Origin of the sequence: Salinispora oceanensis (assembly GCF_000383575.1) — a bacterium.
GTDB lineage: Bacteria > Actinomycetota > Actinomycetes > Mycobacteriales > Micromonosporaceae > Micromonospora > Micromonospora oceanensis.
The window spans coordinates 2,543,563-2,555,528 of the sequence record NZ_KB911579.1 but is presented as its reverse complement, the minus strand read 5'-3'; the positions used below and the strand labels follow the sequence as shown (position 1 = coordinate 2,555,528).

At 71.0% G+C, this 11,966-nt stretch carries 11 protein-coding genes; 4 read left to right on the top strand and 7 right to left on the bottom strand.

The genetic code is table 11. The features are described 5' to 3' along the window. Window positions 1-8: 8 nt before the first annotated feature. The 5 genes from hemB to SALPAC4_RS0111915 are packed head-to-tail and all read right to left on the bottom strand — an operon-like array spanning window position 9 to window position 5,685. Complete coding sequence (hemB, locus tag SALPAC4_RS0111935) at window positions 9-992, bottom strand: porphobilinogen synthase (RefSeq protein WP_019870518.1); 984 nt, start codon at window positions 990-992, stop codon at window positions 9-11. Between the two features lie 13 nt (window positions 993-1,005). Then, window positions 1,006-2,586 carry a bifunctional uroporphyrinogen-III C-methyltransferase/uroporphyrinogen-III synthase gene (locus SALPAC4_RS0111930; protein WP_019870517.1) on the bottom strand — a complete coding sequence of 527 codons (1,581 nt, stop codon included), beginning with the start codon at window positions 2,584-2,586 and terminating at the stop codon, window positions 1,006-1,008. Continuing rightward, the gene (gene hemC, locus SALPAC4_RS0111925; protein WP_019870516.1) at window positions 2,583-3,551 is read right to left on the bottom strand and encodes a hydroxymethylbilane synthase; all 969 of its coding nucleotides are present in this window, start codon (window positions 3,549-3,551) and stop codon (window positions 2,583-2,585) included. The genes SALPAC4_RS0111930 and hemC overlap by 4 nt, the downstream gene beginning before the upstream one ends. Then, the gene (locus SALPAC4_RS0111920) at window positions 3,551-4,918 is read right to left on the bottom strand and encodes a glutamyl-tRNA reductase (RefSeq protein WP_019870515.1); all 1,368 of its coding nucleotides are present in this window, start codon (window positions 4,916-4,918) and stop codon (window positions 3,551-3,553) included. Before SALPAC4_RS0111920 ends, hemC begins: the two co-directional genes overlap by 1 nt. Beyond that, window positions 4,915-5,685: a redox-sensing transcriptional repressor Rex gene (locus SALPAC4_RS0111915; protein WP_027644587.1), complete on the bottom strand. Its 771-nt coding sequence runs from the start codon at window positions 5,683-5,685 to the stop codon at window positions 4,915-4,917. Before SALPAC4_RS0111915 ends, SALPAC4_RS0111920 begins: the two co-directional genes overlap by 4 nt. A gap of 390 nt (window positions 5,686-6,075) precedes the next feature. Here SALPAC4_RS0111915 and SALPAC4_RS0111910 point away from each other — a divergent pair, with 390 nt between their 5' ends. Both SALPAC4_RS0111910 and SALPAC4_RS0111905 read left to right on the top strand, forming a co-directional pair. After that, window positions 6,076-7,392 carry a sensor histidine kinase gene (locus tag SALPAC4_RS0111910; protein ID WP_019870513.1) on the top strand — a complete coding sequence of 439 codons (1,317 nt, stop codon included), beginning with the start codon at window positions 6,076-6,078 and terminating at the stop codon, window positions 7,390-7,392. A gap of 10 nt (window positions 7,393-7,402) precedes the next feature. Continuing rightward, window positions 7,403-8,044 carry a response regulator gene (locus SALPAC4_RS0111905; protein ID WP_018730215.1) on the top strand — a complete coding sequence of 214 codons (642 nt, stop codon included), beginning with the start codon at window positions 7,403-7,405 and terminating at the stop codon, window positions 8,042-8,044. 13 nt (window positions 8,045-8,057) lie between these two features. Here the strand turns inward: SALPAC4_RS0111905 and SALPAC4_RS0111900 are convergent, their stop codons facing one another. Continuing rightward, on the bottom strand, window positions 8,058-8,705 hold the full coding sequence (locus SALPAC4_RS0111900) for an HAD family hydrolase (protein WP_019870512.1): 648 nt from the start codon (window positions 8,703-8,705) through the stop codon (window positions 8,058-8,060). A 22-nt stretch (window positions 8,706-8,727) separates the two neighbouring features. Next, window positions 8,728-8,979 (bottom strand): glutaredoxin family protein, encoded by a 252-nt coding sequence (locus tag SALPAC4_RS0111895; protein ID WP_018726480.1) that lies wholly within the window; start codon window positions 8,977-8,979, stop codon window positions 8,728-8,730. Between the two features lie 804 nt (window positions 8,980-9,783). On the opposite strand from SALPAC4_RS0111895, the gene SALPAC4_RS0111885 reads away from it, so the two are divergent. Both SALPAC4_RS0111885 and SALPAC4_RS0111880 read left to right on the top strand, forming a co-directional pair. Further along, complete coding sequence (locus SALPAC4_RS0111885) at window positions 9,784-10,719, top strand: ECF subfamily RNA polymerase sigma factor, BldN family (protein ID WP_018736248.1); 936 nt, start codon at window positions 9,784-9,786, stop codon at window positions 10,717-10,719. A gap of 258 nt (window positions 10,720-10,977) precedes the next feature. Next, window positions 10,978-11,862: a DUF5667 domain-containing protein gene (locus SALPAC4_RS0111880; protein WP_027644588.1), complete on the top strand. Its 885-nt coding sequence runs from the start codon at window positions 10,978-10,980 to the stop codon at window positions 11,860-11,862. Window positions 11,863-11,966 lie beyond the last annotated feature (104 nt).

Genomic DNA, 11,966 nt, shown 5'->3' with positions numbered 1-11,966 from the left:
CGGCAGCATCAGTAGCGCTGACGCAGCAGCTGCGCGGCCTCGACCGCCCAGTAGGTGAGGATGATCTCGGCTCCGGCCCGACGGATCGAGGTGAGCGTCTCCAGCATCGTCTGCTCGCGGTCGATCCAGCCGTTCGCGGCAGCCGCCTCGACCATCGCGTACTCGCCGGAGACCTGGTAGGCGGCGACCGGCACGTCAACGGCGGCCCGGACCGCCGCGACCACGTCGAGGTACGGCAGCGCCGGCTTGACCATCACCATGTCGGCGCCCTCGGCCACGTCCAGCGCCACCTCGCGCAGGGACTCCCGCAGGTTCGCCGGATCCTGCTGGTAGGTCCGCCGGTCGCCGTCCAGCGTCGACTCCACCGCGTCCCGGAACGGGCCGAAGAACGCGGACGCGTACTTCGCCGTGTAGGCGAGGATGGCCACGTCCTGGTGGCCGGCGGCGTCCAACGCCCGCCGGACCACGCCGACCTGACCGTCCATCATTCCGGACGGCCCGACCACGTGCACCCCGGCCGCCGCCTGCGCCACCGCCATCTCCGCGTACGCGGCGAGGGTGGCGTCGTTCGCGACCGACCCGTCGGATGCCAACACACCGCAGTGCCCGTGCGAGGTGAACTCGTCCAGACAGAGGTCGCTCATCACCACGGCGGCGTCGCCCACCTCGGAGACAACGTCCCGGATGGCGGCGTTGAGGATGCCGTTCGGGTTGGCCCCGCCGGAGCCGAGCTCGTCCCGGTCAGCCGGAACCCCGAAGAGCATGATCCCGCCAACGCCGGCCTGGACCGCCGCGACGGCGGCCTTGCGCAGCGACTCCCGGGAGTGCTGGAGCACCCCCGGCAGGGACGGCACGGACCGGGGCTCGGTCAACCCCTCCTTGACGAACAGCGGCACAACCAGCTCGGCCGGGTCGACCCGAGTCTCGGCGACCAACCGCCGCAGGGCCGGGCTGCGACGCAGCCGCCGGGGTCGATGCTCGGGAAACGGCACGGGTCCTCCAAGGTCAGCGGAACCGGAGGGCGGTCGGCCCCTGCACCTTCGAGCCGCGCCGCTGCTTCGCCGGCATCGCGGCGAGCTTCTCGCGCAGCTCGACGGCGTAGCCGGCCAGCTCCTCCACCAGGTCAGGGACCGAGGCGTGCGGTGGCTGCACGTCAACCCGAAGGCCGAACTCGGTAGCGGTCTCCGCCGTCTTGGGCCCAATAACCGCAACAACGGTACGCGCGTGCGGCTTCCCGGCGATGCCGACCAGATTCCGGACCGTGGACGACGAGGTGAAGAGCACCGCGTCGAACCCACCCGACTTGATCGCGTCGCGGATCTCGGCCGGCGGTGGCGCCGCCCGAACCGTCCGGTAGGCGGTCACGTCGTCAACCTCCCAGCCGCGCTCGGTGAGCCCGGCGGCGAGCGTCTCGGTGGCGATGTCGGCGCGCGGCAGCAGCACCCGACCGACCGGGTCAAGCACCTCGTCGTGCGGCGAGAACTCGGCCAGCAACCCCTCCGAGGACTGATCCCCGGCGGGGATCAGCTCCGGCCGGATCCCGAAGGCGCGCACTGCGTCGGCGGTCGCTTCGCCAATGCAGGCGATCTTCACACCGCCGAAGTGGCGGGCGTCGAGGCCGTGCTCGGCGAACTTCTCCCAGACCGCCCGGACCGCATTCACCGAGGTGAAGATCACCCAGGCGTACCGGCCGTCGACCAGTCCCTTGACCGCCCGCTCCATCTGCGCGGGGGTACGCGGCGGCTCGACCGCGATGGTCGGCACCTCGCAGGGGATCGCGCCGTACGCGCGCAGTCGGGCGCTCATCACACCCGCCTGCTCCTTGGTCCGCGGGACCAGCACCTTCCAGCCGTACAGCGGGCGGTTCTCCCACCAGCTGAGCTTGTCCCGCTGGCCGACACCCTCGCCGAGGGTGAGCACGACCCGGCCGGTGAACCCGAGCGCCGCCGCGACGAAGGATTCAACTGTCGACGTGGTCGTGTACTGGGTCTCACCGGTGCCGTCGCCGGTCACGCCGACCGCGGTGGCGTCGTCAACTCCGGCCGCGAGCAAACCGTCCCGGATCGCGGCGAGATCCCCGGCGTCCACCGCGAGGGCCAGCGGGCCCCGGGTGACGGCGGCGGCCAGCGCCTCGAAGTCAAGCGTGGTGACATCCTCGATGTCGGCCGCCGTCCGGACTCCGGGCAGCGGCACACCCGCGTAGGTCGCCACCCCCTCGGCCTGGCCGACGCCGGGGACCACCTCGAACTGGCCGGCGGTCCGAGCGACCGCCTGCACCTCCCGGACCACCGCCTCGTGGCCGAACGGGTCACCGGCGACCAGGTGCACCGCGTTCAACCCGGAGCGGGCCGCCGAGATCAGGACCTTCGCCACGTCGCCCGATCCGCCCTCGGCCAGGGTTAGCTGAGCCTCCTGCTTCGCCTGGGTGCGGACGACATCGAGCAGCGCCTCGGGGACTCCCCGGTCATATACCACCTGGTCGGCGCTGACCAGGGCGTCGTATCCCCGGCGGGTCAGCAGGCCCGGATCGCCGGGACCGGCCCCGACGAACGCGATGCGGCCTACGGGCTTACGGGTGCGGGTCATACTGTGCTCCCAAATTGCTGGGTCCCCGGGCCAAGGTTCCGTTGCTGGCCGAGGATCGAGTCGGCGCCGAGGTCGAGAAGATCAGTGGCGAGGGCCTTACCGATCTCCACCGCGTCGGCGGGCGTTCCGGTGCGGGACAGCCGGAGGTCACGAGTACCGTCCGGACTGATCACCGCCCCGCGCAGGTAGATCTCTTCACCGACGTCGCCTTCGGCGAGTTCGGCGTAGGCGGCGACCGGGGCACTGCACCCGGCCTCCAGGGTGGCGAGCAGCGCCCGCTCCGCGACGACCGTGGCGCGGGACGGTGCATGGTCGAGTACCGCGAGCAGCTCGACCAGAGCCGAATCGTCGGACCGACACTCCACCGCCAGCGCCCCCTGGGCGGGAGCGGGCAGCATCAGCATCGGGTCGAGCGTCTCGGTGATCGTGTCGGCACGATCCAGGCGGGCCAGCCCGGCCCGCGCCAGGACCACCGCGTCCAGGTCGGCCTCCGGCCCGAGCACCCGCGCCAACCGGGTACCGACGTTACCCCGGATCGACTCGACCTCGAGCTGAAGCCCGAGCGCGTGCAGCTGGGCGATGCGACGCAGCGCACCGGTGCCGACCCGGGCGCCGGGCGGCAGTTCGGCGAGCGTACGGCCGCCCGTGGCCACGAGCGCGTCCCGCGGGTCCTGCCGAGGTGGAACGGCCGCGACGTACAGACCGGGGGCCGCCGCGCTCGGCAGGTCCTTGTACGAGTGCACCGCGAAGTCGATGGTGCCCGCGGCGAGGGCGTCCCGCAGCGCGGAGACGAACACGCCGACACCGAGCTGGTGCACCGGGGCCGCGGAGCGGTCGCCGGTGGTCACCACCTCGACCAGCTCCACCGGGGTGCCGGTGGCCGCGGTGAGGGCCTTCGCGACCTGCCCGGACTGGGCCATCGCCAGGGCGCTGCCCCGAGTACCGAGGCGTAGGGGGACCTTCATCACTGACCTCCGGTGGGTGGGGCCTCGGCGTCGCCGCCGAGCGGGGGGTCGACTTCGGGCACTACCACATCAGGGACGGTGCCGACCGGGGAGGTCTGCGGCACCTCCAGGTCGAACAGCTCGCGCAGCAGCACCGCGTACTGGTCGCCACCGGGCTCGGCGGCGAGCTGGCGGACCCGGACGGTCGGCTGGTGCAGCAGCCGCTGGACGACGCGGTGCACCGTCCGGGCGACCTCGGCCCGCTGGGCGTCGGTCAGGTCCGGACAACGCTGGGCAAGCCGGCCCAACTCGGCCGTGACCACGTCGTCAGCACGGCCCCGCAGGGCGGCCACGGTCGGCGCGACGTCAGCTCCGCGCAGCCAGATGAGGAAGGCCTTGACCTCCGCGGCGACGATCCGCTCCACCGCGGCGGCGTCAACGGCGACGGGGCCGTCGGCGACCAGCGCCGCCATCCGGTCGATGTCGATGACCTGGACGCCGGGCAGGTCGGCCACGCCCGGCTCGACGTCCCGTGGGACGGCCAGGTCGAGCAGGACCAGCGGCCCCCGGGATGGGTCCCGACCAGCGAGCGCTCGGGCCACCACCGCGCGGGTGAGGACCGCCTCGGTGGCGGCCGTGGCAGCCACTACAATATCCACTGTGGAAATCGTCTCGGTGAGGTCGGCGATCGGTACGGCGGTCGCGCCGTACGACCCGGCCAGCCGGGCGGCTCGGTCGGCGCCCCGGTTGGTCACGGTGATCGGCCCGGCCCCCAACCGAGTGAGGGTGGCCACGCCCAGCGAGCCCATCGCTCCCGCCCCCACCACCAGCGCGGCACGGCCGGCCAGGTCGCTGTCGAGCAGCTCGGTAGCGAGGCCGAGCGCAGCGGTGACGACGCTCTGTCCAGCCCGGTCGATCCCGGTCTCGGAGTGGGCCCGCTTCCCCACCCGTAGCGCCTGCTGCATCAGCTCGTGCAGCAGACGGTCAACGGTGTCGGCCTCAGCCGCCCGGTGGTACGCGTCGCGGAGCTGGCCGAGGATCTGGGCCTCACCCACAACCATGGAGTCCAGCCCGGTGACGACCCGGAAGACGTGGTTGACCGCCGCGACGTCGAAGTGCACGTACAGGTGGTCGGCGAGGGCCGCCGGCTGGCAGCCGGTCGACTCGGCCAGGACGGCGCAGATGTCACCGAGCCCGCCGTGGAAACCGGATACGACGGCGTATACCTCCACCCGGTTACAGGTGGAGACGAGCACCGCCTCACTCACGTACGGCTGTGCGACCAGGCGGGTCAGAACGTGGGAGAGGTCGGCGGGGGCGACCGTGAGTCGCTCCAGGGCGGCGACCGGGGCAGTCCGGTAAGACGCGCCGACGACTAGCAGTTTCACGTGCCGATCGCCTCCTGGGGGTCGGTGGCGGCGAGGTTACCCGGCAATGGGGTGAGGGGGGCCTCGCCGACGGCGGGGAGTGCGGTCAGGGACGCCTTACGGTGCTCATGGAAGGACAGGATCTGCAGCTCGACGGCGAGGTCGACCTTACGCACGTCAACCCCGTCCGGCACGGACAGCACGCAGGGCGCGAAGTTCAGAATGCTGGTCACTCCGCCGGCGACCAGCCGGTCGGCGACCCGCTGGGCGGCGGCGGCCGGGGTGGCGATCACGCCGATCGCGATCGACTCCTCGGTGGCGACCCGGGACAGTTCGTCCACGTGCCGAACGACCAGACCGTTGATCTCCTCACCGACCCGGACGGGGTCGGCGTCAAAGAGCGCGGCGATGCGGAAGCCGCGGGTGGCGAACCCGTCGTAGCCAGCGAGGGCATGACCGAGATTACCCACCCCGACCAGGGCGACCGTCCGCCGCTGGGTGAGCCCCAGGACGTACTCGATCTGATCGATCAGCAGGGCTACGTCGTAGCCGACACCCCGAGTGCCGTAGGAACCAAGGTGGGACAGATCCTTGCGGAGTTTGGCGGAATTGACTCCCGCAGCCGTGGCCAACCACTCACTGGAGACCGTATCGTGACCGTTTTCGGCCAGGTTGTGCAGGGCACGGAGATACTCGGGAAGCCGAGCGACGGTCGCCTCCGGCAAATCCGGCAACGCCGGCACCGCGACAGGGCGTTCGGGCGCGCCGGGCGGACGGTGCTGACTCATGAAACTCCGTGCGGTGGGATCCTGGGCCAACTCCGCCGGGCCGGGTCGGGACTCCCGCTGGCCACCGAGGAGATCGGCTGTGCTAGCGGGGCGGGTCGGAACTACAGAGTAAGCGCTTGTGAAGACACGCACAAATCGCGATCTTGGTCGCCCACGACGCGACTCCACCCGACCCCCCGTTCCACAAGATCAATGTCTCGACTTCGCCCACGCCGCCCGGCGATTATTACTCAATTAAGACTTCTCTGACCAATGACACGGGGGGCGCGTCGCCCACTTCCGACCGACGTAATAGCACCCGCACCAAGCCCCGGGGGTAGCGCCAGCACCTCCAGACATTCGGCGGCGTGCAGGATGGGCGGGTTCGGTCTCACTGCCTAGCCTCGGGGCATGACCGCTGCACGCGTGGCCGCCACCCCCACCTCCAGCCCGCCGCGCACCCTGCTCCGCCAGCTCCTGCGCGACTTCGCTTACGTCCTGTCGGGCCTGCCCCTTGCCATCGTCGGCTTCGTGGTGGCCGTCACCGGGTTCTCCCTCAGCCTCGGCCTGCTGGTGACCACGCTGGGCCTGCCGATCCTGACCGGAACGCTCTACGCCGTACGGGTCCTGGCCGATCTCGAACGACTCTGGCTGCCCTCCGTGCTGAGCATGCCCCGAATCCGCCCGGTCTACCGGAGCCCCGATCCGGATGCCGGCTTCTGGGGCCGAGCCCTGGCGCCGATACGCGATCCGCAGTCCTGGCTCGATCTACTCCACGCGTTCACCAAGCTACTGGTGGCGACTCCGGCCTTCGTCATCCTGGTCACCTGGTGGGCCGTAGCGCTCGCCGGCGTGTCCTACGCGGCATATAACCGTTATCTTCCGCACGGCCCGGACAGTATGTCCCTCAGCGAGCTCCTCGGGATGGGCGACGGCACCGGCGCCCGGATCTTCCTGAACACCGCCATCGGCCTCTTCGCCCTGCTCACCCTGCCGCTGGTAGCCCGGGCCTGCGCGCGGACCGAGGGTGGCCTGGCCCGCGCCCTACTCACCGGCGTGGCCGAGTTGCGTAACCGGATCACCACCCTCGAAGAGCAAAAGCGAGCATTCGCCTCCGCCGAGGCGAATGCGCTACGCAAGCTGGAGCGCGACATCCACGACGGGCCGCAGCAACGGCTGGTCCGACTCGCGATGGATCTCAGCCGGGCCCGCGAGCAGCTCACCAGCAACCCGGTAGCGGCCGGGCACACGCTCGACGAGGCGGTTGACCAAACCCGGGAGACCCTCACCGAGCTGCGTGCGCTGTCCCGGGGCATCGCACCGCCCATCCTGGTTGACCGCGGGCTGCCGAGCGCCCTCGCGGCGCTGGCCGGGCGTGGGCTAATCCCGATCGAGCTACAGGTTGACGCCGGCCTCGGCGAACCCGGCGGCCGGCTCGACCCAGCCGTGGAGAGCACCGCGTACTTCGTGGTCGCCGAAGCGCTCACCAACGTCGCCAAACACAGCCGGGCGACCGAGTGCCGGGTGTTCGTGGAACGGGCCGGGCGGCGGCTTCGGGTCGGCATTGACGACGACGGCCAGGGCGGCGCGCACCTGGCCAAGGGGCACGGGCTGGTCGGTATCGCGGATCGGGTCCGGGCAGCTGGCGGGCAACTCCACGTAACCAGCCCCGGCGGCGGCCCCACCGCGATCCGCGCCGAACTCCCCGCGACGACCGGAAAATGGTAGGAACGCAGCCATGCGGATCGTGATCGCTGATGACGCCGTCCTGCTCCGAGAAGGGCTGATCCGGCTCCTCACCGAACGCGGCCACCAGGTGGTGGCCGCCGTCGGTGACGGCGACGCCCTGGTACAGGCGGTGGTCACCCACCGCCCCGACGTGTCGATCGTTGACGTACGAATGCCGCCGTCCCACACCGATGAAGGGCTCCGCGCCGCCGTGCAGGCACGTGCGCTGGTGCCAGCGACGCCGATCCTGGTGCTCTCCCAGTACGTCGAGGTCTCCTACGCCGACGACCTGCTGGCCACCGGGGTCGGGGTCGGCTACCTACTCAAGGACCGCGTGGCCGCGATCGGTGAATTTCTCGACGCACTGGACCGAATCACCGCCGGGGGAACCGTTCTCGACCCCGAGGTGATCACGCAGCTCTTCGCCCGCCGCCGCCGCGACGATCCACTGCGGGCCCTGACCCCGCGCGAACGCGAGGTCCTGAGTTTGATGGCCGAAGGCCACTCCAACACCGCGATCGCGCGAACTCTGGTGGTGACCGACGGCGCGGTCGAGAAGCACGTCCGCAACATCTTCACCAAGCTCGACCTCCCACCGGACGTCGAGCAGCACCGCCGGGTCCGCGCGGTCCTGGCCTACCTCCGCGGCTGAGACGGGCACCCGATCAATACGGGTGGGCCAGCGCGACCGCCTCGGTGAGGGTCTCGGCGACCGGATGGCCGGAGGCCCGCAGCCGGGCGGGGTCGGTAAGCCCCCCGGTGTAGAGGATCGCGCGGCCACCGACCGATCGGGCCGCTTCGGCATCGTCGAGCGAATCACCGATCAGCACCACGTCCTGGCCATCCAGCCCCAGCTCAGCCAGGTGCCGGGTCAGCGACTCGGCCTTCCGGGCGCCACCGACCTCAGTCCGGAGCCCATCCACCCGCAGGAAGTGCTTGGTCAGTCCGTAGGTCTGCACGGTCGGCACCAGATCCTGGTGGAACCACATGGACAGCAACGACTGGCTCCCGGACCAGGACGACATCGCGTCCACCGCGTCGTGTGCCAAAGCGCAGGTGGTCAGCCCGTCCAGGTACGCCTCGTGGAAGATCTTGTCCAGCTGGCCGAACGCCGCCTCGTCCACCGCCTGCCCGAGCACGTCGGCGTAGTAGTCGGCGATCGGTCGCCGAAACCGAACCCGATGCTCGTCGGTGGTCACCACCGGCCCACCGACGCTGGCGAAGGCGACATTGGTCGCTGCCACGATCAGGTCCAGATCGTTGAGCAGGGTTCCGTTCCAGTCCCAGACCAGGTGCGGGTGCGCAGAACTCATCGCCGCACCCTACCTGGCAGCCTCAGAGTTGCGGAGTGGTCAGATCCCGGAGCAGCCGCTCCTCCTCAACGCGCCAGTAGCCGTGCTCCTTGCCGTCGAGCAGCACCACGGGCAGCCGGTCCCCGTACTCGCGCTCCAGCTCCACATCGTCGGTTACGTCCTTCTCCACCCACCGGTCGTTGGTGACCGACACCACCCGCTCCAGCGCGGCCTTCGCGTCTTCGCAGAGGTGGCAACCAGGCCGGGTGAGCAGGGTGAGGCGGGGTTCACGCATCGGTCTCCTCCGTCGGGACGGCCCCGGCCCGACGACCGGAGCAGGGTCTTGCGGCGCGTACGCGTGGACAGTTTCGCCGTTGGCGGGGTGCGGCACACCCCGTACCGCCCTGCGCCACACCTGGGTGACCCGGCGGGCACCAGCTTCGCCGCGCGCGGAGAAGCGTTCGTACCGTCGCCGGCCACCTCCTGCACAGCCGTCGAGTCTGGCACAGCGGCGAACGAACGGCCGCACCGACGCCAAGGAACGGGCAGCCGCGGACCAGCGACACGGCGGACGGCGACCAGCGACACGCCGGGCATCGCAACCCACCTCAGCCCGTCCCACCCATGGGACCGAGCGGTCACGTGCCGTGAGATCAAGGACGCCCTCCACCTGCCACCAGAGCAGGCCGTTGCCGCCATCGCGCCCCTCCGACCGGTCGCCGCACACCTCGCCACGACCATCCACACCCCGATCCACCTGGGATTCTCCTCAAAACACCGGGGAATCCGAAAGTCAACCGCACACGACGGACAACTGGTCCGGCAGTAGTGCGACACGACCGGAAATACTTTGGCCCTGTGTAACGGACTTGCCACGCGCGGGTGACGTTGACCCCTATCATCACTCGGGTTGACTCACCCCGTTTTCCGTGAGTCGACAACCCCTCAGCCCGAGGAGGCCCACCGTGCCCGACAGCGCATTGGACCAGCACCTCACGGGGATTCGCCCTGCGCCGGCAGGTCCCCTACCCAGACCATGCGTGCCCGACCGACCCCAACCGCACGCCGGGGACTCGGGCCGCTCGACGGAGGTGCCCCGATGACGACCTTCGGCTACGCGCAGCGGCCGATCGGCCTGGGTGACCAGCCCTCCCGAGCAACGACGAACGAACGGTTGACACCCCGCGGGCCCCGAGATGACGGGCGGCTCGGCGCCTGGAGCGAAAGCGGGGTACGCAACCGTCCACACCCCAACGAGGCCCCCGCCCGGAGCGGGACACCGGGCGCGAACGCCAAGCCGGTCGGGGCCCGGGTCGCCTCGCCAACCCGGCCGGCGATGCCGGTACAGGGCCGCCGGAGCGCCGAACCGTCCACCACCACCGACTCCGCCGCCACCGACACGGCGGTGCTGCCCGCGCTGCCCGCCAGCGCACCCGCCACCGGCTACCCGAGCCGTCCCGACCCGTCCGACCCAGCGACCGAAATCTGGGCCTTGGTCGAGCGCGCACAGGCCGGGGAGGCCGAGGCCTTCGGCCTGATCTACGACCGATACGTGGACACCGTCTTTCGCTTCGTCTACTTCCGGGTGGGCAACCGGCAACTGGCAGAGGACCTCACCTCCGACACCTTCCTCCGGGCGCTGAAGCGAATCGGTAGCTTCACCTGGCAGGGCCGAGACCTCGGGGCCTGGCTGGTGACGATCGCCCGCAACCTGGTGGCGGACCATTTCAAATCCGGCCGCTACCGGCTCGAGGTGACCACGGGTGATGTCCTCGACGCCGAACGCGAAGACCGAGGGCCGGAAGGCAGCCCAGAGGCGGCTGTGGTTGAGCACATCACCAACGTCACCCTGCTCAGCGCGGTCAAGCAGCTCAACCCGGAACAGCAGGAGTGCATCGTGCTCCGCTTCCTCCAGGGCTTCTCGGTGGCGGAGACGGCGCGGGCCATGGGCAAGAACGAGGGCGCGATCAAGGCCTTGCAGTACCGGGCGGTTCGGGCCCTAGCCCGGCTGCTCCCGGACGGCTTCCGGGCATAGCCGCGCTGGTAGGGCGGGGACGCCGGGCAGATCGAGCTTCGGTGATATCGATTACTCCCCGTGCTTTCTCCACGCTTGGCCCCGTAACCCCGACCCGGCGCGGCGCGTTCATCCGAGTGCGACCGACACAGCCCCGGCGTCCCCCGGGTTTCGGGTCCGGCCCACCGCCGGCCTCGAGCCTCCCGTGGCGCCAGCCCGTCCCGGTCGCCGGTGACGATCGCGGCCGCCCGGCCGCGCCCAGCGAGGGAGGTGCCAGCGGTGAACAGCGACCTCTTTGTCTCCCGTCGGCGCGCCGAGCGCTTCGCGCAACTTCTCGACGAAGCAAACGGCGGCCGACGACACCACGTCCGATCCCGAGTTGACGACAAGCTCACGGATCTCGTCGCGGTCGGGCAGCAGCTCGGTGACACCGCCCCGACGGTCGAGGTCAGTACCGAGTTCCGGACCGGCCTACGGGCGATGCTGCTGGCCACCGCCGAACGCGAGGGCCTTGGTCGGCCCGCCTCGACGGTCGCCGCCGATCGGACGGAGCACCGCCCGGCGTCGAACCGTTCCTTCCTCCTCCCCACCGTCACCGCACGGCGGGCCCGAGCCCGCGGTGCGATCCTGATCGGCATCGCGACCGGAGCCGTCGCCGTCTCCGGTATCTCCGCGGCCAGTGAGAATGCGGTACCGGGCGACGCCCTGTATGGAATGAAGCGGTCAACCGAGCGCGCTCAGCTCGCGTTGACCGGCTCGGACCACAGCCGTGGGCAGCTCTTCCTGGACTTCGCGCGCACTCGGCTGAGCGAGGCAGCCCAACTGCGCGGCGACCGGGTCGGCTACAGCGGCGTCCTGGATGACATGGACGCCGACACCCGCCAGGGCGTACGCCTGCTCACCACCGCCGCGGTACAGGGCTCCGACCTGACGGCGCTGGACGTGGTCAACACCTTTGTCACCGCGCAGCGTACGGCGGTCAGCGAACTCCTGGGCGACGGAACCCGCGCTGACCGCGACCGCACCCAGCGCTCACTCGCGCTCCTCGGCGATGCTCTTCGGCGCTCGGACGCGCTGCGCGCCGCCATCGGCTGCGGGCTGCCCGCGCCGGGCGGCAGCGACATGCTCGGCCCCACTCCGGCGAGCTGCCCCGCCGACCGCTGACACCGCCCGCGGCGGGCCGGCCCCGCTCCCCAAGGAGCCGCCGGCCCGCCGCACACCTGGGTCGTTTGCCCGGTTGCGGGCCCGCCTCGGTCAGCCACCCGGCT